General features: G+C 72.3%; 27 protein-coding genes. All 27 read left to right on the forward strand.

The window, feature by feature from the left end; genetic code table 11:
• Positions 1–302 precede the first annotated feature (302 nt).
• Positions 303–1196 carry a sigma-70 family RNA polymerase sigma factor gene (locus tag VMF51_RS01415; protein WP_325472596.1) on the forward strand — a complete coding sequence of 298 codons (894 nt, stop codon included), beginning with the start codon at positions 303–305 and terminating at the stop codon, positions 1194–1196.
• 127 nt (positions 1197–1323) lie between these two features.
• Positions 1324–2457: a flagellin gene (locus tag VMF51_RS01420; RefSeq protein ID WP_325472597.1), complete on the forward strand. Its 1134-nt coding sequence runs from the start codon at positions 1324–1326 to the stop codon at positions 2455–2457.
• Between the two features lie 109 nt (positions 2458–2566).
• Positions 2567–3901 (forward strand): flagellar filament capping protein FliD, encoded by a 1335-nt coding sequence (gene fliD / locus VMF51_RS01425; RefSeq protein ID WP_325472598.1) that lies wholly within the window; start codon positions 2567–2569, stop codon positions 3899–3901.
• 39 nt (positions 3902–3940) lie between these two features.
• Positions 3941–4330 (forward strand): flagellar export chaperone FliS, encoded by a 390-nt coding sequence (gene fliS, locus VMF51_RS01430; protein WP_325472599.1) that lies wholly within the window; start codon positions 3941–3943, stop codon positions 4328–4330.
• 1 nt (position 4331) lies between these two features.
• Positions 4332–4682 carry a hypothetical protein gene (locus VMF51_RS01435; RefSeq protein ID WP_325472600.1) on the forward strand — a complete coding sequence of 117 codons (351 nt, stop codon included), beginning with the start codon at positions 4332–4334 and terminating at the stop codon, positions 4680–4682.
• 203 nt (positions 4683–4885) lie between these two features.
• Positions 4886–5269 carry a response regulator gene (locus tag VMF51_RS01440; RefSeq protein WP_325472601.1) on the forward strand — a complete coding sequence of 128 codons (384 nt, stop codon included), beginning with the start codon at positions 4886–4888 and terminating at the stop codon, positions 5267–5269.
• Positions 5266–5751 (forward strand): chemotaxis protein CheX, encoded by a 486-nt coding sequence (locus VMF51_RS01445; protein WP_325472602.1) that lies wholly within the window; start codon positions 5266–5268, stop codon positions 5749–5751. The genes VMF51_RS01440 and VMF51_RS01445 overlap by 4 nt, the downstream gene beginning before the upstream one ends.
• A gap of 58 nt (positions 5752–5809) precedes the next feature.
• Complete coding sequence (locus VMF51_RS01450) at positions 5810–6178, forward strand: response regulator (protein ID WP_325472603.1); 369 nt, start codon at positions 5810–5812, stop codon at positions 6176–6178.
• Positions 6175–6672, forward strand: a complete 498-nt coding sequence (locus tag VMF51_RS01455; RefSeq protein WP_325472604.1) for a hypothetical protein — start codon at positions 6175–6177, stop codon at positions 6670–6672. Before VMF51_RS01450 ends, VMF51_RS01455 begins: the two co-directional genes overlap by 4 nt.
• Before the next feature lie 221 nt (positions 6673–6893).
• Positions 6894–7265 (forward strand): flagellar basal body rod protein FlgB, encoded by a 372-nt coding sequence (gene flgB / locus VMF51_RS01460; RefSeq protein ID WP_325472605.1) that lies wholly within the window; start codon positions 6894–6896, stop codon positions 7263–7265.
• Positions 7265–7657: a flagellar basal body rod protein FlgC gene (locus tag VMF51_RS01465; protein WP_325472606.1), complete on the forward strand. Its 393-nt coding sequence runs from the start codon at positions 7265–7267 to the stop codon at positions 7655–7657. The genes flgB and VMF51_RS01465 overlap by 1 nt, the downstream gene beginning before the upstream one ends.
• On the forward strand, positions 7657–8007 hold the full coding sequence (gene fliE, locus VMF51_RS01470; RefSeq protein WP_325472607.1) for a flagellar hook-basal body complex protein FliE: 351 nt from the start codon (positions 7657–7659) through the stop codon (positions 8005–8007). Before VMF51_RS01465 ends, fliE begins: the two co-directional genes overlap by 1 nt.
• A 1-nt stretch (position 8008) precedes the next feature.
• Positions 8009–9568 (forward strand): flagellar basal-body MS-ring/collar protein FliF, encoded by a 1560-nt coding sequence (gene fliF, locus VMF51_RS01475; protein ID WP_325472608.1) that lies wholly within the window; start codon positions 8009–8011, stop codon positions 9566–9568.
• The gene (gene fliG, locus VMF51_RS01480; RefSeq protein WP_325472609.1) at positions 9565–10581 is read left to right on the forward strand and encodes a flagellar motor switch protein FliG; all 1017 of its coding nucleotides are present in this window, start codon (positions 9565–9567) and stop codon (positions 10579–10581) included. The genes fliF and fliG overlap by 4 nt, the downstream gene beginning before the upstream one ends.
• On the forward strand, positions 10565–11263 hold the full coding sequence (locus VMF51_RS01485) for a FliH/SctL family protein (protein ID WP_325472610.1): 699 nt from the start codon (positions 10565–10567) through the stop codon (positions 11261–11263). Before fliG ends, VMF51_RS01485 begins: the two co-directional genes overlap by 17 nt.
• Positions 11260–12606, forward strand: coding sequence for a FliI/YscN family ATPase (locus VMF51_RS01490; protein ID WP_325472611.1), 1347 nt, complete (start codon positions 11260–11262; stop codon positions 12604–12606). The genes VMF51_RS01485 and VMF51_RS01490 overlap by 4 nt, the downstream gene beginning before the upstream one ends.
• Complete coding sequence (locus tag VMF51_RS01495; protein WP_325472612.1) at positions 12603–13061, forward strand: flagellar FliJ family protein; 459 nt, start codon at positions 12603–12605, stop codon at positions 13059–13061. The genes VMF51_RS01490 and VMF51_RS01495 overlap by 4 nt, the downstream gene beginning before the upstream one ends.
• Positions 13058–14035 carry a transglycosylase SLT domain-containing protein gene (locus VMF51_RS01500; RefSeq protein ID WP_325472613.1) on the forward strand — a complete coding sequence of 326 codons (978 nt, stop codon included), beginning with the start codon at positions 13058–13060 and terminating at the stop codon, positions 14033–14035. Before VMF51_RS01495 ends, VMF51_RS01500 begins: the two co-directional genes overlap by 4 nt.
• Complete coding sequence (locus VMF51_RS01505) at positions 14035–15294, forward strand: flagellar hook-length control protein FliK (RefSeq protein WP_325472614.1); 1260 nt, start codon at positions 14035–14037, stop codon at positions 15292–15294. Before VMF51_RS01500 ends, VMF51_RS01505 begins: the two co-directional genes overlap by 1 nt.
• 38 nt (positions 15295–15332) lie before the next feature.
• The gene (locus VMF51_RS01510; RefSeq protein ID WP_325472615.1) at positions 15333–15779 is read left to right on the forward strand and encodes a flagellar hook capping FlgD N-terminal domain-containing protein; all 447 of its coding nucleotides are present in this window, start codon (positions 15333–15335) and stop codon (positions 15777–15779) included.
• 54 nt (positions 15780–15833) lie between these two features.
• Positions 15834–16688 (forward strand): flagellar hook-basal body complex protein, encoded by an 855-nt coding sequence (locus VMF51_RS01515; protein WP_325472616.1) that lies wholly within the window; start codon positions 15834–15836, stop codon positions 16686–16688.
• A gap of 149 nt (positions 16689–16837) precedes the next feature.
• The gene (locus VMF51_RS01520) at positions 16838–17140 is read left to right on the forward strand and encodes a flagellar FlbD family protein (RefSeq protein ID WP_325472617.1); all 303 of its coding nucleotides are present in this window, start codon (positions 16838–16840) and stop codon (positions 17138–17140) included.
• Complete coding sequence (locus VMF51_RS01525; RefSeq protein ID WP_325472618.1) at positions 17140–17913, forward strand: flagellar motor protein; 774 nt, start codon at positions 17140–17142, stop codon at positions 17911–17913. Before VMF51_RS01520 ends, VMF51_RS01525 begins: the two co-directional genes overlap by 1 nt.
• 1 nt (position 17914) lies before the next feature.
• Positions 17915–18868: a flagellar motor protein MotB gene (locus VMF51_RS01530; protein ID WP_325472619.1), complete on the forward strand. Its 954-nt coding sequence runs from the start codon at positions 17915–17917 to the stop codon at positions 18866–18868.
• Entirely contained in the window at positions 18868–19314 is a 447-nt protein-coding gene (locus tag VMF51_RS01535) for a flagellar basal body-associated FliL family protein (RefSeq protein WP_325472620.1), read from the forward strand. The genes VMF51_RS01530 and VMF51_RS01535 overlap by 1 nt, the downstream gene beginning before the upstream one ends.
• 83 nt (positions 19315–19397) lie before the next feature.
• Positions 19398–20360, forward strand: coding sequence for a flagellar motor switch protein FliM (locus VMF51_RS01540; RefSeq protein WP_325472621.1), 963 nt, complete (start codon positions 19398–19400; stop codon positions 20358–20360).
• A complete protein-coding gene (gene fliN, locus VMF51_RS01545) occupies positions 20357–21289 on the forward strand; it encodes a flagellar motor switch protein FliN (protein WP_325472622.1) in 933 nt (310 codons plus the stop codon). The genes VMF51_RS01540 and fliN overlap by 4 nt, the downstream gene beginning before the upstream one ends.
• The last annotated feature ends 1 nt before the right edge of the window (position 21290 follow it).

Consider the following 21290-nt stretch of genomic DNA (forward strand, 5'->3'; position numbering starts at 1 on the left):
TGGTCTGGATGGTGTGCGGTGTACACCGGACCCATCGCCCGACCCCGTTCGGACCTGAGCGGTTCGTGGGCTCGATCACCACGCCGTCACACGGTCCAGCTCCGTACCTTCGTGCACCGCCGCGCGGACCTGAACACTCCGGTCCGCATCTTGAGAAGTTCTTGATGCAGGCGCCCGATCGGTCTAGTCGGTACGCCCGAAATCCACGGTCCGCCTAGGTGAAACGCTCCATTTCTGCCCATCCTGGAGGGGCAGGACCGGTCCAGTGGGGGGTCGTCCTGACCGAGAAGACCAGAGGAACGATGAACTACGACGACGACGTGCTGACGCACGACGCCCAGGAGCAGGCGCCTCTTCCCGACGGCGCACGGACCCAGCAGGAGCGCGACGAGCTGGTCGTCCAGCACATGGGCCTGGTGGGCCACATCGTGCGCGAGACGATGAGCCGGGTGCCCTCGCACGTGAACCGCGACGACCTGCACTCCGCCGGCCTGGTCGCGCTGGTCAAGGCCGGTCGCTCCTTCTCCGACGACCGCGGCGTCCCCTTCGTGCGGTACGCCGCCAGCCGGATCCGCGGCGCCATCCTCGACGAGCTGCGCAGCATCGACTGGGCCTCCCGGTCGGTGCGCCGCCGCGGCCGCGAGCTGGACCAGACCCGCACCCGGCTGGCCAGCGCCCTGGGCCGCGCGCCCGAGAACGCCGAGGTCGCCGCCGAGCTCGGCCTGAGCCTGGCCGAGGTGGCCGGCAACGACGAGGACGTGGCCCGCGCCAACGTGCTGTCCTTGCAGGGCTCGAGCACCGAGACCTCCTTCGCCGAGGTGCTCGCCAGCTCCGACCCGACCCCGGAGGCCCTGGTCGAGCACCAGGAGCGCCTGGAGTACCTGGGCGACGCGATCGCCGAGCTGCCCGACCGGCTGCAGGCGGTCGTCCAGGGCTACTTCCTCGCCGAGCGGCCGATGGCCGAGCTCGCCGCCGAGCTCGGCGTCTCGGAGTCGCGGATCTCGCAGATGCGGGCCGAGGCGCTGGTGCTGCTGCGCGACGCCATGAACTCGGCGCTCGACCCGGAACTGGTCCCCGCACACCCCCGTCCCGACGGCTGCGCCGCGCAGCGCCGGGACGCCTACTTCCGGGCGGTCGCCGCCCGGCACTCCGCCACCCGGCGGAGCGTGTCTGTCGGCTTCGAAGCGGCAGGCTGAGAAAGCACCATCCCCCCGAAGAAAAAGTCCGCCTGATCACTCAGGTGGCGTCCGCCCCGACCGATGTGTCGGGTGTTGGAGCCCACGGACGGGCTCCTCGGACTCACACCCCAGGAAGGGAATCATCATGAGCCTCCGCATCAACCAGAACATCGACGCCATGAACTCGTACCGGAACCTCACGGTGACGCAGAGCCAGATGTCGAAGTCCCTCGAGAAGCTGTCCAGCGGCTTCCGGATCAACCGCGCGGCCGACGACGCCGCCGGCCTCGCGATCTCCGAGGGCCTGCGCTCGCAGGTCTCCGGCCTCAAGGTCGCGGTGCGCAACGCCCAGGACGGCGTCTCGGTCGTCCAGACCGCTGAAGGTGCGCTGACCGAGACCCACTCCATCCTGCAGCGGATGCGTGACCTCGCGGTGCAGGCCTCCAACGACGGTGGTCTGAACGGCGACGCCAAGGGCAACATCCAGTCGGAGATGACCCAGCTCAAGAGCGAGCTGACCCGCATCTCGGACACCACCAAGTTCAACGGCACCGCGCTGCTGAACGGCTCCTACGACGGCACCTTCCAGGTGGGCGCCAACGGTGGCGAGACCATCAAGGTCGCGGTCGCCACCGACCTCGACTCGGTCGGCCTCGGTGTCGACGGCATCGACGTCACCACCGGTGGTCCGCAGTGGAAGTCCACGGTGAACTTCGCCGCGGGCGCCGCTCCGGCCGCGGGCGCGTTCGACATCACCTTCGGTGGCAACACCTACGGCGTCTCCGTCGCCGCCTGGGACACCACCGGCACCGCCGCCGCCGCGGAGTCGAACTACCAGGCCCTGAAGTCCAGCCTGGACACGCAGCTCAGCAACACCGGGCTGTCGGCGACCGTCGACGAGTTCGGCAACGTCGCGATCTCGGGTCCGTCGGGCGCGGTCGCGGGCGACATCACCGTGGGTGCCGGCTTCGTCGGCAACGCTTTCTCCAACACGGGCTCGGGTGCCTCGGCGGCGCTGGGCGCCATCGACGCCGCGATCAAGACGGTGTCGAACGTCCGTGCCGACCTCGGTGCGGTGCAGAACCGGTTCGAGCACACCATCAACAACCTGAACGTGACCGCGGAGAACCTCTCGGCTTCCGAGAGCCGCATCCGGGACACGGACATGGCCCAGGAGATGCTGAGCTTCACCCGGTCGCAGATCCTGTCGCAGGCCGGTACGGCCATGCTCGCGCAGGCCAAGTCGGCCCCGCAGAGCGTGCTGCAGCTCCTGCAGTGATCCCGATGACGGGGGTGAGGGCGCTTGCGCGCCCTCACCCCCGTCACCGTCCCTGACCACACCCCGGCCGCCGTAGGTCCACCCGGCGAGCCGTTCCCAAGGAGGAGTCGTGGCCACCAGCAGCATCAGCGGTCTCGTGAGCGGGCTCAACACCGCCGAGATCATCGAGCAGCTCATGGCGCTCGAGGCCGTGCCGCAGTCCAAGCTCAAGACCAAGGTGAGCACGCAGCAGTCGGCCATCACCGCCATGCAGACCCTCAACACCAAGGTCTCGCTGATCTCGAGCCGGGCCGAGGCCCTCGCCAAGGCGTCCGCCTGGTCCCCCGTCGTGGCGACCTCCTCGAACAACGCCGTCACCGTCAAGGCGGGCCCGACGGCCTCGCCGACCTCGCTCAACGTCACGGTCGTGCAGACCGCGCTCACCCACCAGGTCGCCTCCCAGACCCCCGCGAAGCTCACCGACAGCATCGTCGGCGGGTCGGGCACGGTCCGGATCGACCGCTTCGACGGCACCACCGTGGACATCGAGAGCGACGGCACGCTCAAGGGCGTCGTCGACGCCATCAACGCCAAGCCCGACTCCGGCCTGCGCGCCAGCGCCATCAAGGTGGGCGAGGTGGGCGGCGTCCCGCAGTACCAGCTGTTCGTGGAGTCCACGAAGACCGGACTGGCCGAGGACTTCCAGCTCACCGACGACCAGAGCGTCGCGCTGTCGGGCTTCACCGCCCGGGCCGGCCGGGACGCGGAGATCAGCCTCGGGCTCGGAGTCACGGTCCGCTCGAGCAGCAACACCTTCACCGGCGTGGTCGACGGCGTGGACATCACCCTCGGCGACCAGGCCACCGGCACCGCGACCATCGCGGTCAACCGCGACACCGCCTCCCTCACCTCCCAGGTCCAGGGCCTGGTGGACACCCTCAACGCGGCGCTCGACGAGATCGCGACCCAGACGGCGTACAACGGCAACGGGGCCACCGCGGGCAAGCTCATGGGTGACGCGGGGGTCCGCTCGCTGCGCGACCAGCTGCTGAACGCGGTCTTCCCGACGGACGGCACCTCGATGGCGTCGCTGGGCATCCAGACCGACCGCTACGGGAAGGTGGTCTTCGACGCGACGAAGTTCAAGGAGGCGTACGCCGCCGACCCCGTCGGCGTCGCCGAGAAGTTCACCACCGAGAACAACGGCTTCGCCGCCCGGCTCGAGGCGGTGGCCAAGACCGCCAGCAACAGCACCACCGGCACGATCACCATGGCGATCACCGGCCGCAAGAGCGAGATCACCCGCCTCGAGGAGAGCATCACGGCCTGGGACACGCGCCTGGCCATGCGCCGGACCACCCTGGAGCGGCAGTACACCGCGCTCGAGACCGCGATGTCGCAGCTCAACAGCCAGTCCAGCTGGCTCAGCGCCCAGGTCGAGTCGATGAACAACTCGTCCAAGTAGTCGACCGCAGCACTGTCGGAAGCCAAGGAAGGCACCCACATGTTCAGCAACCCCCGGACCGCATACATGGATGCATCGGTCGCGACGGCCAGCCCCGCTCGGCTGCTGGTGATGCTGTGCGAGCGTCTCGTCCTCGACGTGACCCGCGGCCGCAACGCCCAGGCCGAGGGCGACCATGCCGAGGCGCACCGCCAGCTCGTGCACGCCCAGGAGATCGTGCTGGAGCTGCGGATGTCGCTGGACGTCGACGCCTGGGACGGCGGTCCGGCGCTCGCCTCGATCTACGACTTCCTCTACTCCGAGCTGATTCGCGCGAACGTCGCCAAGGACCTGGCCCGCACCGAGTCCTGCCTGCAGATCGTGACCGACCTGGGCGCGACCTGGCGCGAGGCGGCGCTGCAGGTCGTCACCGCCCAGACGGTGGCCTGAGATGACCGGCTTCGTGGACCGCGGCGGCCTCGACCTCGCCAGCACCGACTCCCGCCACGACGCCTGGCAGGTCGACCTCGACCGCATCGAGCTCGACGTACTCCTCGCCGAGCGGGCCCTCGACAGCGGCGCCGAGCTGCGGGTCGACGCCTGGGACGTGCCGGGCGACCACGGACCCCTCCCGGCCGACCTCGCGGAGCGGGCGGCGGGCATCCTGGCCCGTCAGCGCGACGTGATGGAGCGCATCGCCGACCGGCTGGGGGTCACGCTCCGCCACCAGGTCGTCCTGGACCGGCTCGGCCTCGGCTCCGGTCTCGACAACGTCCCGATCTACCTCGACGTGTCCGCCTAGCGCCTGCGCTGGCCGACCAGCCGGACCCGGGTCCGGTTTCCCCCCACCACCGCGACCCCCTGGCGATCGACCCCGATCGTCCGGGGGTCGCGGTGAATCCGGGGTGCAGCACCCCCTCGAATCCGACCCTGGACCGCTCAGGATCCGTCCGCCGGACCCGATGGACCAGCAGACCGACCGCCCCTGCGACTGGAGCCTCACCTATGCACGCGCTGATCATCGACGACTCGCGCACGATGCGTTCCATCCTGCGCCGCATCGTGACCGAGCTCGGCTTCGAGACCACCGAGGCCGGCAACGGCCAGGAGGCTCTCGACGCGCTCGAGGGCGGGCTCGTCCCGTCCATCTGCCTGATCGACTGGAACATGCCGCTGATGGACGGCTACACCTTCGTCACCCGGGTCCGCGCCGACCCGCGCTGGCGCGACGTCACGCTGATGATGGTGACGACGGAGAGCGAGCACGGCCAGATCGTGCGGGCGCTCGCCGCCGGCGCGCACGAGTACGTCATCAAGCCCTTCACCCCCGAGGCGATCGTCGACAAGCTCGAGCTCCTCGGTCTGACCGTGAGCGAGGTCCCCGCATGAGCATCACCCACGAGCCCGCCCTGGCCGACCTGCAGTCGATCATGGACGACTGCTGGGCCACCTTCCTCGGCAACGTCGAGCCGCTCGAGCAGGTCGCCCCGTCGTCCGTCGAGCACGCCTGGACCGCCGCGATCACCATCAGCGGCGGCTGGCAGGCCCTGGTCCTGATGCAGTTCAGCGACGTCGCCGCCACCGAGGTCGCGCACCGGATGCTGGGCATGGGCCCCGACGAGCAGCCGGTCGCCGAGGACCTGACCGACTCCCTCGGCGAGCTGGTCAACGTCATCGGGGGCAACGTGAAGAGCCTGATGCCCGGTCCCAGCCAGCTCTCGCTGCCGCTCGTCGCCCAGGGCACGGTCACCGCGTCGGTGCCCGGCCCCGCCGAGCTCGTCGAGACCACCCGCCTGGACATCAGCTGGCTCGGCCAGCCCGTCCGGCTCTCGATCTCGGCCGCCGCGGCCGAGGTCGACCTCGCGCCCTGACCGCGCACCGTTCCACCCGCTGACTCCCACCACCCGCAGCACCCGAAGGAGACCCCCCGTGAAGATCGTCGTCGTCGACGACAGCCGCGTGATGCGGCAGATCGTCATCCGCACCCTGCGCCAGGCCGGCTACGGCCACCACGACATCGTGGAGGCGGAGAACGGCAAGGAGGGCTTCGACGTCGTCGTCGCCCAGAGCCCCGACCTGGTGCTCTCCGACTGGAACATGCCCGAGATGACCGGCATCGACATGCTGTGCGCGCTGCGCGCCGCCGGCAACGACGTCACCTTCGGGTTCGTCACCTCGGAGGGCTCCGAGGAGATGCGCACCCGCGCCGCCAAGTCCGGCGCGGCGTTCCTGATCGCCAAGCCGTTCACCCCCGAAGCCTTCGAGGAGGCCCTCACCGCGGTCGGCGTACCGGCATGAGCGTCGTCCACCCGGGGATGACCTACCTGCCGGCGACCAAGGAGATCCGCGACCTCCTCGGGGACCTGCTCGACAAGGGCGTCGACGTCCGGCCGGGGCCGCCGTTCGCCATCACCGACCGCAACCCCGCGAGCGTCGCCGTGTACGTCGACGACTCGCTGCTCATCCGCGCCGTGATCTGCTTCGACCTGGCGCTCTCGGCGTACGCCGGAGCCGCGCTGGCGCTGGTCCCCGCGACCCTCGCCGAGCAGGCCGTCGAGGAGCGCAACCTCCCCGCGCAGATCACCGAGACCCTGCACGAGGTGCTGAACATCGCCGCCGCGCTGTTCAACGCCGACGGCGCGCCGCACATGAAACTGCACGCCGTGCACCCGGTGGGCACCCCGATGCCGCCCGACATCCGGGCGCGCAGCCAGGTGCTGGGCCGCCGCATCGACCTGTGGGTCGACGTCGCGGGCTACGGCACCGGCCGCCTGGCGGTCGTCCTCACCTGACCCACCCCTCCCCCGTTCCTCGCGCCCCCGGCCCTTCCGGCCGGGGGCGCGAGGTGCTCGAGGGGAGACCTCCAGACAACTCCAGAGAACTGACGGAAGTTCGCTCAGGTCGGGTTCGCCCCGACCGAAGGACCCCATGAGCAAGGAACGCTCACGCAGATGCCGACGGACCGGCGACCCCACACCCACGGGGCTCCACACGAGCCCAGGAGGTCTGATCCGTGTCCGTTCCTGCCTACGCGGCGTCCGACGCCGTCTCGGCGGTCCTCGGCTTCGCGCTCGACGGGCTCTCGCTCCGTCAGCGCACGATCGCCGACAACCTCGCCAACGTCGACACTCCTCACTTCCGCGCCTCGGTCATCGACTTCGAGAGCGCGTTGAGCTCGGCCATCGACTCCCGCGACACCGGCTCCCTGCGCAGCGGCCAGGTCAGCAGCCTCGCGGTGGACACCCCGGTCGGCGCCAACGGCAACAACGTGGACCTCCGCAAGGAGACCCTCGCCGCGATGCAGTCGCAGTTCCAGTACCAGATGGTGTCCCGGGCCGTGACCGACCGCTTCGACCTGGTCAAGACCGTCGCGGGGGCCATGTGATGGGCGCCTTCGACCTGCTGGACATCGCGAGCTCCGGCCTCGGCATGCACCAGACGTGGCTCGACGCGCTGGGCCGCAACATCGCCAACGCGAACACGATCCGCTCGACCGACGACACGGCCTTCCAGGCGCAGATGATCATCGCCGAGGCCGACCCGCGCGGCGGCGTCGACGTCGCCGGCGTCGCGCTCTCCGACCCCGAGGGGACGCTGGTCCACGACCCGGACCACCCGCTCGCCGACGAGGAGGGCTACGTCCGCGCTCCCGCGATGGACATGACCAAGCAGATGAGTGAGCTGATCATGGCGCAGCGCGGCTTCCAGGCCTCCGCCCAGGTGACCAAGTTCGCCCAGGACAGCTACTCCACCGCGATCCAGATCGGGGCCCGCTGATGAGCGTCAACGGCATCGAGGCCATCGAGGGTCTGGCCGGCACCGGGAGCACCGGCTTCACGCCGTACGTCGCCCCGACCGTCCCCTCCTCGTCGGTGACCGCCGGGTCCGGCTCCGCCGCGGCCGCCGGCCCCGACTTCGGCAACCTCGTCATGGAGGGCCTCGACCGGCTCGACGGCGTCCAGCGCAACGCGGACAGCCTCGCGGTCCAGGCCGCCACCGGGAACCTCGACAACCTCCACGACTACACCATCGCGGCCACCCAGGCCCAGGTGACCACCCAGGTGACCGTCGCCGTCCGGAACAAGGCGATCGAGGCGTTCACCGAGATCATGCGGATGCAGGTCTGAGATGAAGGAGACGATCACCCGCACGCTCGACCGCTACCGCCGCACCTTCGTCGACTTCACCACCGGCCAGAAGGTCGTCGCGGTGCTCGGCACCCTCGCCCTGCTGCTCGGCGGCTTCATGATCTTCCGCTGGGCCGCCGCGCCGACGTACGCGCCGCTGTACTCGAACCTCTCGGCCGAGGACGCCTCCGCCGTCGTCGAGCAACTCGACGCCTCCGGTGTCGCCTACGAGCTGGCCGGCGACGGCAGCACCGTGATGGTGCCGCGCGACCTGGTCTACTCGACCCGCATCGACCTCAGCGGCGAGGGCCTCCCGTCCAGCTCCGCCAGCGGCTACTCGATCCTGGACGACACCGGCCTGTCGACCTCGCAGGACCAGTGGGACACCAGCTTCAAGCGGGCCATGGAGGGCGAGCTGTCCTCCACCGTCGGCGCCCTCAAGGACGTCAAGAACGCCGTCGTCCACCTGGCGCTGCCCAAGAAGCAGGTCTTCGCCGACGAGCAGGACCCGTCGACGGCCTCGGTGCTCGTCGAGACCAAGCCGGGCCGCACGCTCAGCAGCGAGCAGGTCCAGGCCGTCGTGCACCTGGTCGCCTCCAGCATCGACGGCATGGACCCCGCCAACGTCACCGTCGCCGACTCCTCCGGGAAGGTGCTGACCACCCCCGACGGGCCCGGCGGCGCCTCCTCGGCCCGCGCCGAGCAGACCTCGGCCGTGCAGGGCGACATGCAGAAGCGGCTCCAGACGATGCTCGACCAGGTCGTCGGCGCCGGCAACTCCACCGTCCAGGTGACCGCCGACCTCGACTTCGACCAGACCGTCACCGAGACCACCGACTACAACCAGGCCGAGCAGCCGGTCCCGCTCTCCTCGCGCACCTCCGAGGAGACCTACACCGGTCCGGCCGCCGCCGGCGCCGCCGGCGGCGTGGTCGGGGTCGACGGGCAGATGGACCCCACCGCCGGCGGTGGCGGGGACTCGGCGTACGAGAAGCGCGACACCACCACCGACAACGGCGTCGACAAGACCGTCACCCAGCGCCAGAGCGCGCCGGGCGCGGTCACGGCGTACAACGTCGGCGTCATGCTCGACTCCGACACGACGGGCAACATCGACCCGGCGATGATCCAGGCGCAGGTCGCCGCGATCACCGGCGGCACCGGAGCCATCGAGGTCTCCTCGATGCCCTTCGACCGCAGCTTCGAGGAGTCCGCCGCCGAGGAGCTCGCCGCCGCCGAGGCCGCCGAGGCCGCCGCGGCCCGGGCCGACCTGATCCGCAACGCCGGCATCGCCGGCGGGGTGCTGCTCATCCTGCTGCTCGCCTGGATCCGGGCGCGCCGCCGGGCCAAGGCCCGCGCCCAGGCCACGTCGTACGTCGTCGAGCAGCTGAAGGCCGACCAGGCCCGCGCCGCCGCGCTGGAGGCGCCCGCCGCCCTCGCCCTGGAGCAGGCCGAGGAGTCCGAGGAGGACGCGATGCAGAACGAGCTCGACGCGCTCATCGAGCGTCAGCCCGAGGACGTCGCCACCCTGCTGCGCGGTTGGCTGGTGGAGTCGCGATGAGCACCGCCACCCTGGCCACCCTGGGCACCCGCAAGGCAGCGATCCTGCTGATGCGCCTGGGCAAGGAGAAGTCCGCCGAGATCCTCAACCACCTCGGCGAGTCCGAGGTCGAGGCCATCATGGGCGAGGTCGCCCGGCTCGAGACGGTCTCCGTCGCCGAGACCCAGGCCGTCGTCAAGGAGGCCGCCGACATGCTGGCCGCGCGCAGCGCGATCAGCCGGGGCGGTCTGCACTACGCCCAGCAGCTGCTGGAGCAGTCGCTCGGCAAGGAGCGCGCGGCGGAGATCATGGAGCGGCTGCACGCGGCCGCCGTCCAGATGCCGTTCCAGTTCCTGCACCAGGCCGACCCGGCCCAGCTGCGCTCCTTCATCGTCGACGAGCACCCGCAGGTCATCGCGCTGGTACTCGCCCACATGACGCCCGACAAGGCCTCGCTGCTGCTCTCGGGCCTCCCGTCGGACCAGCAGGCCCAGGTCGCGCACCGGATCGCCGTCATGGACCGCACCTCCCCCGACATCGTCCGCGCCGTCGAGGCCACCCTCGAGCGGAAGCTGTCGTCGATGCTGCAGCCGCAGGAGCACTCCAAGGTCGGCGGCCTCGACCCGCTGGTCAACATCATCAACCGGTCCGACCGGTCGACCGAGCGGCAGATCGTCGAGGGCCTCGAGGCGCTCGACCAGGCCCTCGCCGACGAGGTCAAGAGCCGGATGTTCATGTTCGAGGACGTCGTCCAGCTCGACGACCGCTCGGTCCAGCAGGTGCTCCGCCAGGTCGACACCGCGCAGCTGGCCCTCGCCCTCAAGGGCGTCCCGGACAACGTCCGCGACAAGATCACCCGCAACCTGTCGTCGCGTGCCGGCGAGAGCCTGGTCGAGGAGATCGAGCTGATGGGCCCGGTCCGCCTGACCCAGGTCGAGGAGGCCCAGCAGGGCATCATCCGCACGATCCGCCAGCTCGAGGAGCAGGGCCAGATCATGGTGCGCCGAGGAGGCGACGATGAGTTCGTCGACTGACGCCCCCGGCCTGTGGGCCAGCGACGACGACGTCACCGGAGTCCTGGACACCCCGGAGCTCCGGGGCGGCACCTGGACCCGGCTCGGAGACCGCACCGTCCTCGGGGACCGGGTCACCGAGGGCGCGCTGGACCGGCTCGCCCGGAGCACGGTCGAGGCCGCCCGCTCGCAGGGCTACGCCGTGGGCTGGGCGCAGGGCCGCCGTGACGCGGCCGCCGAGGCGGCCGACGAGGCCGCCGCGGTCGCCGCCCGCAACGCCGAGACCGAGGCACGCCGCGACGCGGCGCACGCCGAGACGATGGCCGCCCTGGAGCAGGCCGTCGCCGCCTTCGACGCCTCGGTCGCCGACCTCGCCGTCCAGCTCGAGGAGCAGGCCCTGCGCCTGGCCCGCGAGCTGACCACGGTGCTGCTCGGCCGCGAGCTCGCGCTGGCCACCGACCCGGCGGGCGACGTCGTCCGCCGCGCGCTGGACGTGCTGCCCGAGGGCGGCGTGCCGACCCGGGTCCGCGTGCACCCCGACGTCCGCAACGCGGCCGCCTCCGAGGCGCTGACCGCCCGCGGCGTCACCGTCGTCGCCGATCCCGACCTCGACGTCCACGACGCCGTCGTCGAGACCGACACGACGTACGTCGACCGTGGCGTGGACGCCGCGCTGGCCCGGGTGCGGGAGGTGCTCTCGTGAGCGCCGGGGTCCTCGGGCTCGCCGAGTCCGTCCTCGCGCCCGTCGCCGTACGCCGTCCGGCCGCCCTGGCGGCCGCCGCGCCGCAGCGGCTGGGCCGGGTGTCGGAGCTGCTCGGCCTCAACCTGCAGGTGGTCGGCGTCCGCGCCGCCGTCGGCGACCTCCTCGAGGTGCTCGGCCCGACGCCGCTGCTCGCCGAGGTCGTCGCCAGCAGCCACGACCACCTGGTCTGCCTGCCGCTGGGCCGCACCGACGGCGTGCACGTCGGCGCCCCCGTGCGCAGCACCGGCGGACCGCTGTCGATCAAGGTCGGCGACGCGCTGCGCGGACGGGTCCTGGACGGCCTCGGCCGCCCGGCGGACGGCGGCCCGGCCCTCGACACCCTCCCCGGGCTCGAGGACGCCGTCGTCGAGAAATCGGCACCCGACGCCTTCACCCGCCCCCGCATCCAGCAGCAGCTCGGCCTCGGCGTGCGCGCCCTCGACTCGCTGGTGCCGTGCGGCTCCGGCCAGCGCATCGGCATCATGGCCGGCTCCGGGGTCGGCAAGTCCAGCCTGCTCTCGATGGTCGCCCGCGGCACCGAGGCCGAGGTCTCGGTCATCGCCCTGGTCGGCGAGCGCGGGCGCGAGGTCCGCGAGTTCATCGAGAACGACCTCGGTCCCGAGGGGCTGGCCCGCTCGGTCGTCGTCGTCGCGACCTCCGACGCCCCGCCGGTCGAGCGGCTGCGCGCCGCGTTCGTGGCCACCCGGATCGCCGAGTGGTTCCGCGACGACGGCCGCGACGTCGTGCTGATGATGGACAGCCTCACCCGCGTCGCCATGGCGCAGCGCGAGATCGGGCTGTCCGCCGGCGAGCCGCCCGCCACCCGCGGCTACCCGCCCAGCGTCTTCGCCCTCCTCCCCCGCCTGCTCGAGCGCGCCGGCACCTCGCCGACCGGCTCGATCACCGGGCTGTACACCGTCCTCATCGAGGGTGACGACCTGCAGGACCCGATCGGCGACACCGCGCGCTCCATCCTCGACGGCCACGTCGTGCTCTCGCGCCGGCTCGCCACCTCGGGCCACTTCCCCGCCATCGACGTCCTCGAGTCCATCTCGCGGGTCAACTCCGCGGTCACGACCCCCGAGCAGCGCGCCGACGCCGGCCTGCTGCGCCGGATGCTGGCCGCCCACCGCAACGTCCGCGAGCTCGTCGAGATCGGCGCGTACGTCGCGGGCAGCGACCCCGACGCCGACGCCGCGATCGCCCGCCGCCACGACATCGACGCCTTCCTGCGCCAGGACATGGACGACGCCACGACGACCGCGACCACCTGGTCGCAGCTCGCCGGGCTGGTGGCCTCGTGAGCGCCCGTCACGACCGTGGCCTGCGGGCCGTCGCGCGGGTGCGCGACGTCCGAGAGCGCGACAGCCGGATCGGCCTGCAGCAGGCGTTGCAGGAGGAGACCGCGTTGCAGACCCGGCTCGAGGTGCTGGAGGAGTCGATGCGCAGCCACGGCGCCTTCGCGTCCGGCGACATGCGCCAGTTCGTCGCCCTGCAGCAGTCCCTGGAGGTGCTGCGCACCTCGGTCCAGGAGACCCGTGCGGAGGCCGCGACCGCGGCCGTCGTCAGCGCCAGCGCCCGCGCCCACTGGCACCACGACAAGACCCGGCTCTCCGCCGTCGAGGGCCTCCTCGAGCGCCGCGCCGACGAGCGCCGCGCCGAGGCCCAGACCCGCGAGACCCACGAGACCGACGACGTGGCCGGCCGCCTCTGGCTGCGCCGCACCACCGCCCGGACCCGGAAGGAGGACGTCCGATGAGCGTCAGCGAGATCACCTCGCGGATCTCCCAGATCCAGACCCAGCTCGCGCTGCTGTCGCCCGCGACGCGCACCACCTCGTCCTCGTTCTCCCGCTCGCTCGCAGGTGCGTCGACGAGCACGAGCGACACCACGTCGGCGACGTACGCGACCCCCGCGTCGGGCAGCACCGCGGTGACCGGCGAGGACGTCGTCGCCGAGGCCCGCAAGTACCTCGGCGTGCCCTACGTCTGGGGCGGCACCAGCCCCGACGGCATGGACTGCTCCGGGCTGGTCAAGCTGGTCTACGAGAAGTTCGGCATCGAGCTGCCCCGGGTGTCGTACCAGCAGGCCGAGGCCGGACGGCCGGTCGCGAGCATGGCCGAGGCCCAGCCCGGCGACCTCATCGCCTGGGACAACTCCAGCCGCAACAACGGCGTGGACCACATCGCCATCTACATCGGCAACGGCCAGATGATCGAGGCGCCGCGCACCGGGCTCGACGTCCGGATCATCGACGTGCCCTCCACGCCGGACGTGATCCGGCGGGTGCTGCCGGAGGGCGGCACCGCGGCCCTCGGTCGCGCCACCTCGGGCGGCGCCGGCGGGATCTCCCCCGACGTCCCCTACGCGAACCTGTTCACCGCCGCCGCCGAACGGTACGGCGTCCAGGCGGACCTGCTCGCCGCCGTGGCGCGCCAGGAGTCGGGCTTCGACCCGAAGGCCGTCTCCCACGCGGGTGCCCAGGGGCTGATGCAGCTGATGCCGGCCACCGCGAAGGGTCTCGGGGTCACCGACTCCTTCGACCCCGCCCAGGCCGTCGACGGCGCCGCCCGGCTGCTGCGCGACCTGCTCGACCGCTTCGGCCGCACCGACCTCGCCCTCGCCGGCTACAACGCCGGGCCGGGCGCGGTGATGCGCTACCAGGGCATCCCGCCCTACCCCGAGACCCAGAACTACGTGCGCTCCATCCTCGCGATGGTGGAAGGCAACTGATGGCCACCGTGACCGCCACTCCCAGCGCCGGCCGCACCGCCGGCCAGCCCGGCCCGGCCGGTGCCGGCGACGCCACCGGCGACACCGGGTTCGGCGACCTGCTCGCCGCGCTCGTCCCCGGCAACCCTGCCGACCTCACGCCCGCCACCTCGACGCCTCCCGGCGTCTGCGGCGCGGGACCCGAGGTGCTCGTCCAGCAGGAGGACGCGGTCGTGGGGGCCGCCGACTCCGCACCGGTGGTCGTGGGGGCCGCCGAGGACGGCACTCCCGGGTCCCGCACCGGAGACCCCGGCGGCGTCGTACCCGCGGTGGACGGCGCGCCGGAGGCCGCGGAGGGCGTCGTGCCCGCCGAGGTCCTCCCGGACGCCGACCCGGTGCCGACGGCCGACGCGGCGCTGCTCGCGCAGGCCCAGCTGGCCGCGCTCCCGCTGCTGACGCCCGTCGTGGCCGTGCCGGTCGCCGACACCGCCGTCGACGCGTCGGCCACGGTCGTCGAGCCGTCGCTCGACACCACGGCGGCCCCGGCCGGCGGCGACACCGCCGACGGGCTGCCCGACGTGGCCGGCGCTGTCCCCGGCCCGTCCACGACCGACGCCGGCGGCGGCGACCAGCCGGCCGACCAGCAGGGCGACCGTCCGACCGGTCCCGCGGCGACGCCGACCGCGGCGCCCGCCACCACCGGCTCCGCCCCTGCGGCCGACACACCGACCCCGGTGGCCGTCGTCGGCCCGGGCACCGTCACCGCTCCGGCGCCCGCCGCCGCGGCCGCCACGGCCCGCCCGGCCGACGCCGTCCCCGGCCAGGTGTTCCCCGAGGTCGTCCGCCTCTCGCAGGCCGGTCCCGGCACCCACCGGGTCACGCTGCGCCTGGACCCCGGCACCCTCGGCGAGGTCCGGGTCACCCTGACCGTCCGCGACGGCGAGGTGCAGGTGCGCCTCGCCGCCCAGCACGACGCCCGCGAGGTCCTCGCCCTGGCCGCCCCCGACCTGCGTCGCCTGCTCGAGCAGCCCGGCATCGAGGCCCGGGTGTCCGTCGCCGACCTGACGTCCGGCACCACCACCGCCACCTCCACCGACCAGGGCGGCGACGGTCCGTTCGGCGGCGGTCGCGGCACCGGCGCCGACCCGGACCCCGGCCGCCCCGGCGGCCCGTACGACCAGCAGCCACGCCGTACGCCGACGCCCGCGACCGGTGCGATGCCCGGAACCGAGACGGCGACGCCCACCCACGCCCGGTCCGGCCTCGACCTGGCCCTCTGACCGACCCCGTCCCGCACCACCCGAGAAGGGAACCGACGATGCCCGTCGACAGCACCCAGGCCGCCGCCAACGCCGGCCTCGCCAACATGGTCACCAACCCGACGGCGACCGCGAGCAACGCCGACAAGGACATGTTCCTGCAGCTCATGGTCGCGCAGCTGCGCTACCAGGACCCGATGAACCCCGCGGACTCCGGCGAGTTCCTCGCCCAGAACGCCCAGTTCACGGCGCTGGAGAAGATGCAGGCCGTCGCCGACCAGACCGCGTTGGTCCTCGGTGCCCAGATGGCCTTCGGCGCCAGCAGCCTGATCGGCCGCCAGGTGACCTACACCGACACCGCCGGCAAGGACATCACCGGGACGGTCCAGGGCGTGACCTTCGAGAACACCGGCCCGGTGCTCGACGTCGACGGCACCCAGGTACCGCTCGTCGAGGTGCTCTCCGTCAAGAACGGTGCCGCGGCCACGCCCACCACCACCGCCTGATCCCGCTCGACCCGACACCCGATCCCCGCACCACCCGACCCAAAGGACAGTCCCGTGCTCCGTTCGCTCTTCGCCGGCATCAGCGGCCTCCGCGTGAACCAGACGATGCTCGACGTCACCGGCAACAACATCGCCAACGCCAACACCACCGGCTACAAGGCCAGCACCACCGTCTTCCAGGACACCCTGAGCCAGATGCTGACCAACGCCTCCGGCGCCAGCGCCACCCGCGGCGGCACCAACCCGATGCAGGTCGGGCTCGGCGTGCAGGTCGCGGGCATCGCGACCAACCTGGGCCAGGGTTCCTCGCAGATCACCGGCCGCGGCAGCGACCTGATGCTGCAGGGCGACGGCTTCTTCGTCGTCCGCCAGGGCGAGGAGACGCTCTACACCCGCGCCGGCGCGTTCACCTTCGACACCGAGGGCTCGCTGACCAGCCCGAACGGCAACCGGGTCCAGGGCTACGCCCTCGACGCCGCCGGGAACGCGACCGGCCCGCTCATCGACGTCACCCAGTCCACCGCCGGCCTGACCCCGGCCGTGCCCGCGGGCGTCGAGCTCACCTCGTGGGGCATCGGCAACGACGGCAAGCTGCGCGGTGTCTTCTCCGACGGCATCCAGCGCGACATGGTCCAGCTCGCCGTCGCCGACTTCACCAACCCGATGGGCCTGGAGAAGGCCGGCGAGACGTCGTACCGCGTGTCGGCCAACTCGGGCGACCCGCAGTACGGCGTCCCGGGTGAGGACGGCAACGGCAAGGTCCTCGCCGGCGCCCTGGAGATGTCGAACGTCGACCTCGCGGCCGAGTTCACCAACCTGATCCTGGCGCAGCGCGGCTTCCAGGCCAGCTCGCGGGTGATCACGACCTCGGACTCGGTGCTCGAGGACCTGGTCAACATCAAGCGGTAACGCCCCGGGACCGGTCGCCGCCTGAGCGGGGCGGCCGGTCCCCGGCAACGCAGACCTCGGGGGACGTCTCAGGTCGGGCAGCGCCCGGCCGATGATGCTCGTACGGCCATGGACGGCCGTTCCCCCCACGCACTAAGGATGGTGCCCCCATGATCCTGCTGACCCGTCTCTCGGGTTCGCCGTTCGTCCTGAACTCGGACCTCATCGAGCGCATCGACAGCGCTCCGGACACCATCGTCACGCTGGTCGACGGCTCCAAGTACGTCGTCTCGGAGAACCTCAGCGAGGTCGTGACCGCGGTCCGCCGTCACCGCGCCGAGGTCATCGCCCTCAGCGAGGCCGTGCAGATCGCGGCCGAGGCCGTGCAGGCGCCGCCGCCCCCGCCGGTCCACGAGCGCCCCAGCCTCAGCGTCGTCGCGCCCGACGAGCACCGCTCCGAGGTGAACCGCTGATGAAGGACGCGGCCACCCTCGTCGGCATGATCGGCGCGTTCGTGATCATCATCGTCGCGAACATCCTCGAAGGCGGTACGCCGTCCCACCTCATCCTGCTCCCGCCGATGCTGCTGGTCTTCGGCGGCACCCTGTTCGCCACCCTGGCCAGCGGCACCATGACCGACGCCAAGTCGGCCCTGGTCGCGGCGAAGACCGCCTTCGTCGGCGGCCCCAAGCCCGCCGGCGAGGTCGTCCCCGCGGTCGTCTCCCTCGCCGAGAAGGCCCGCCGCGAGGGTCTGCTGGCGCTGGAGGACCAGGTCAAGGAGCTCGACGACCCGTTCCTCGCCAAGGGCGTCACGATGGCCATCGACGGCACCGACCCCGAGGAGGTCCGCGAGATCCTCGAGGCCGAGGTGCACGCGAAGAAGAAGGCCGACAAGCAGGCCGCCAAGTTCTTCGCGGACGCCGGGGCGTACGCGCCGACGATCGGCATCGTCGGCACCGTGATGAGCCTGGTGCACGTGCTCGGCAACCTCGCGAACCCCGACGAGCTCGGGCACATGATCGCCGCCGCGTTCCTCGCGACCCTGTGGGGCGTGCTGTCGGCCAACGTCATGTGGCTGCCGATCGCCAGCAAGCTCAAGCGGGTCAGCGAGCTCGAGGCGACCCAGATGGAGATCGTCATCGAGGGCGTGGCCGCCATCCAGGCCGGCTCCAACCCGCGCATCATCGCCCAGAAGCTCACCTCGCTGCTCCCCGCCGGACAGCAGCCCGCCCAGGAGGCGGCGTGAGATGAGCCGGAGGAAGAAGCACGAGGAGCACGAGGAGCACGAGAACCACGAGCGCTGGCTGGTCTCGTACGCCGACATGGTCACCGTGCTGATGGCGCTGTTCATCGTGATGTTCGCGATGAGCTCGGTCGACCAGGAGAAGTACAACGCGCTCAAGAGCGGCCTCGCGGCCGGCTTCGGGCAGGAGTCGATCCTGCTCGGCAACGACTCGGTGCTGGCCGAGGCCAACGACGTGATGGGCGGTATCAGCCCCCAGCTCGCCACCGAGGACCTCACCGACAAGGAGGACCAGGCGGTCCAGGCCGCCCTGCGCTCGCACAGCACCCTCGCCGCCGGCCGGGCCAAGGCCGACGCCGAGGCCGAGGTGAGCCGGCTCGACGGCGTGTACGCGCGGCTCCAGGCGGCGCTGCGCAAGCGCGGGCTGCAGGACGACGTCACGGCGACGTACGACGACCGCGGCCTGGTCGTCAGCCTGGTCTCGCGGCACGTGGTGTTCGCCGCCGACCTGTCGTACCTCAGCAAGCGCGGCCGCCGGATCGTCGACACCCTCGCACCGGTCCTGCGCGACATCGCCGACCCGCTCCAGATCGACGGGCACACCAACCAGGCGGCCGGACCGCCCCGCTACTACGCCACCGACTGGGACCTCTCGGCGGCGCGGGCGATCACCGTGCTCCGCCGGCTCAACGAGCAGCAGCGGATCCCGGGCGAGCGGCTCACCCTCGCGGCCCACGGCCACGAACGGCCGCTCATGGACCCGGCCCGGCCCGGTTCGCAGGAGATCAACAAGCGCGTCGACATCGTGCTGGTCTCCGACGCCCCGGCCTCGACCCGGGCGCTGCTCGACGACGTCGCCGCGGAGCGCGCGGCGAAACGGGCGGCGGCCGCCAGGCCCGCCCCCGGCAGCACCCCCGACACCACCGACCACCAGACCAGCACGGAAGGAACGCACTGATGAGCGTCGCGACGATGCCCGCGGGCACGGAGACCGGGGCGGCCCCGGAGCAGAAGAAGAGCAGGAAGAAGCTGGTCATCATCGGCGTGGTGCTGGTGCTGGCGATCGCCGCGGCGGCGTACTGGTTCGTCCTCAAGCCGAAGGGACCCGAGCCGGCGCCCGAGCCCGGCGAGGTCGTCAGCATGGAGCCGATCCAGGTGAACCTCGCCGAGGGGCACTACCTGCGGATGGCGCTGGCCCTGCAGCTCACCACGACCGTCGCCCACGAGGCCGACGGCAGCAAGGCGCTCGACCTGGCCATCGCGACCTTCAGCGGACAGAGCGTCGACACCCTCGCCGCGCCCGAGAAGCGCGCGCAGCTGAAGGAGAAGCTGCTGTCCGAGATCGAGCACGCGTACCACGGCGACGTGATGGACGTGTACTTCACGGAGTTCGTCACGCAGTGACCTGACGCCGGCTGGGGAGCCCGGAGAAAAGTCTCCCCCTCGGATCCACTCAGGTGATCGCCCGCTGCGCCGATGCAGCGGGCGTGAGCCAGACGAACCCCACGTTCTCCGGCAGCTCCCCGGGGCGCCCGACGAGTCGATCGCGCCGTCGTACCCGGACCAGCGAGCCCGTGCCGTACGACTTCAAGCGACCCGTCCAGCTGTCCCGCGAGCACCAGCGCATCCTGCAGCTGGGCTTCGACGCGTTCGCGCGCCAGGCGATGACCGTCTTCACCTCGGCGCTGCGCAGCGTGTGCCACGTCGAGGTCACGAAGGTCGACCAGCGCACGTACGCCGAGTACATCGACTCGTTGCGCTCGACGACGTACATGACGATGTTCTCGACCGAGCCGATGCCCGGCATCGGCGTGATCGAGATCCCGCTGAACGCCGTGATGACCTGCATCGACCACATGCTCGGCGGTCCCGGGTCCGGTCGGCAGCCCGAGCGCCCGCTGACCGAGATCGAGAGCGGCGTCATCAAGGGCGTCGTCACCCGCCTCCTCGGCGAGATGCGCTACTCCCTCGCCGACATCGTCGCCCTCGACCCCGAGGTCACCGGCGTCGAGTACAGCCCCCAGTTCGCCCAGGTCGTCGGCCCGGCCGACACCGTCGTGGTGGTGCGCCTCGAGCTGCGCATCGGCGAGCGGTCGCACGAGATGACCGTGTGCCTGCCGTTCAACGGCCTGCTGCCGTTCCTCTCCTCCGCCGCCGCCCCCGCCCCCGTGTCCAACCGGGAGCGCGCCGAGCGCGAGCGGGCCGCCGGGCTGCTCCAGGGCAAGTTCCAGACCGTCCCGGTCGACGTCTCCGTCCGCTTCCGCAGCACGGTGCTGGACCCCGCCACGCTGACCGCGCTGCAGCCGGGCGACGTGCTCCGGCTGGCGCACCCCGCCTCCGCCCCGCTCGACGTCACCGTCGACGACACCGCCTTCGCCCACGCGACGGCCGGGGCCCAGGGGCCCCGGCTCGCCGCCCTGATCGTCGCCACCCCTGAGGAGACCCCGTGACCGACCTGCCCACCGACCAGCCCGCCGCCCTTGATGCCGCCCTCGATGCCGCCCTCGACCCGGCGATGGCGAGCCTGCTCGCCGCCGCCGCCGAGGCCGTCGCTCCGGTCCTGCCGGCCGCGGACCCGCTCGTGCCGGGCGACCCGCAGCCGGCCACCGAGCACGTCACGGGCCTGTTCGCCGGCGCCGCCGTCGCGAACCTGTCCGGCGGCCGGACCGGCCGGATCGCCGTCCTCGTCGGCGAGGACCTGGTCGAGGCGCTGAAGTCCAGCCCGCTCGGCAGCCTGGAGCTGGCCGCCGCCGTCCAGCCGGCGCTCGACGCCGCCGCCGCCGTCCTGGGCTCCGGCGCCGACGCCGCCCGCCAGGTCGACCTCGAGCTGGTCGAGGCCGAGCTCGGCACCGACCTGTACGCCGTGCCGCTGATCGGCATGACCATCTCCGGCGCGCTCCTCGTGCCCACCGCCCTGCTGGCGGCCGCCGCCGGCGTCGAGGTGCCGGCGACCGAGGCCGTGGACGTGGTCGAGGCCGCCGTGGTGGCCGAGGTCGAGACCGTCGAGGTCGAGACCGTCGAGTCCACCGAGGCCGCCGCGGCCCCCGAGACCGCTCCCGGCGCCCCGGCCCCCGCCGCGGCGTCGTCGTCCCTGCTCCCCTCCGCGCGGCTCCGGCCGATCGCGGGCGGGCGGGGCATCGAGATGCTGCACGGCGTCGAGATGGAGGTCACCGTCGAGCTGGGGCGCACCCGGATGCCGGTCCGCGACCTGCTCGCCCTGGCCCCCGGCGCCGTCCTCGAGCTCGACCGCGCCGCCGGCAGCCCGGCCGACCTGCTGGTCAACGGCCGCCTGATCGCCCGCGGCGAGGTCGTCGTGGTCGACGAGGACTTCGGGCTGCGCGTCACCGAGATCATCAACGACGAGAGCGCGGCGAGCTGAC

The sequence above is a fragment of the Nocardioides sp. genome (assembly GCF_035503875.1).
In the GTDB taxonomy this organism is placed as follows: Bacteria; Actinomycetota; Actinomycetes; order Propionibacteriales; family Nocardioidaceae; genus Nocardioides.

Coding starts and splice junctions, on each gene's coding strand:
- VMF51_RS01415 (WP_325472596.1), top strand. CDS start 303: ATGAACTACGACGACGACGTGCTGACGCACGACGCCCAGGAGCAGGCG.
- VMF51_RS01420 (WP_325472597.1), top strand. CDS start 1,324: ATGAGCCTCCGCATCAACCAGAACATCGACGCCATGAACTCGTACCGG.
- fliS (WP_325472599.1), top strand. CDS start 3,941: ATGTTCAGCAACCCCCGGACCGCATACATGGATGCATCGGTCGCGACG.
- VMF51_RS01435 (WP_325472600.1), top strand. CDS start 4,332: ATGACCGGCTTCGTGGACCGCGGCGGCCTCGACCTCGCCAGCACCGAC.
- VMF51_RS01440 (WP_325472601.1), top strand. CDS start 4,886: ATGCACGCGCTGATCATCGACGACTCGCGCACGATGCGTTCCATCCTG.
- VMF51_RS01445 (WP_325472602.1), top strand. CDS start 5,266: ATGAGCATCACCCACGAGCCCGCCCTGGCCGACCTGCAGTCGATCATG.
- VMF51_RS01455 (WP_325472604.1), top strand. CDS start 6,175: ATGAGCGTCGTCCACCCGGGGATGACCTACCTGCCGGCGACCAAGGAG.
- VMF51_RS01465 (WP_325472606.1), top strand. CDS start 7,265: ATGGGCGCCTTCGACCTGCTGGACATCGCGAGCTCCGGCCTCGGCATG.
- fliE (WP_325472607.1), top strand. CDS start 7,657: ATGAGCGTCAACGGCATCGAGGCCATCGAGGGTCTGGCCGGCACCGGG.
- fliF (WP_325472608.1), top strand. CDS start 8,009: ATGAAGGAGACGATCACCCGCACGCTCGACCGCTACCGCCGCACCTTC.
- fliG (WP_325472609.1), top strand. CDS start 9,565: ATGAGCACCGCCACCCTGGCCACCCTGGGCACCCGCAAGGCAGCGATC.
- VMF51_RS01485 (WP_325472610.1), top strand. CDS start 10,565: ATGAGTTCGTCGACTGACGCCCCCGGCCTGTGGGCCAGCGACGACGAC.
- VMF51_RS01500 (WP_325472613.1), top strand. CDS start 13,058: ATGAGCGTCAGCGAGATCACCTCGCGGATCTCCCAGATCCAGACCCAG.
- VMF51_RS01505 (WP_325472614.1), top strand. CDS start 14,035: ATGGCCACCGTGACCGCCACTCCCAGCGCCGGCCGCACCGCCGGCCAG.
- VMF51_RS01510 (WP_325472615.1), top strand. CDS start 15,333: ATGCCCGTCGACAGCACCCAGGCCGCCGCCAACGCCGGCCTCGCCAAC.
- VMF51_RS01520 (WP_325472617.1), top strand. CDS start 16,838: ATGATCCTGCTGACCCGTCTCTCGGGTTCGCCGTTCGTCCTGAACTCG.
- VMF51_RS01525 (WP_325472618.1), top strand. CDS start 17,140: ATGAAGGACGCGGCCACCCTCGTCGGCATGATCGGCGCGTTCGTGATC.
- VMF51_RS01530 (WP_325472619.1), top strand. CDS start 17,915: ATGAGCCGGAGGAAGAAGCACGAGGAGCACGAGGAGCACGAGAACCAC.
- VMF51_RS01535 (WP_325472620.1), top strand. CDS start 18,868: ATGAGCGTCGCGACGATGCCCGCGGGCACGGAGACCGGGGCGGCCCCG.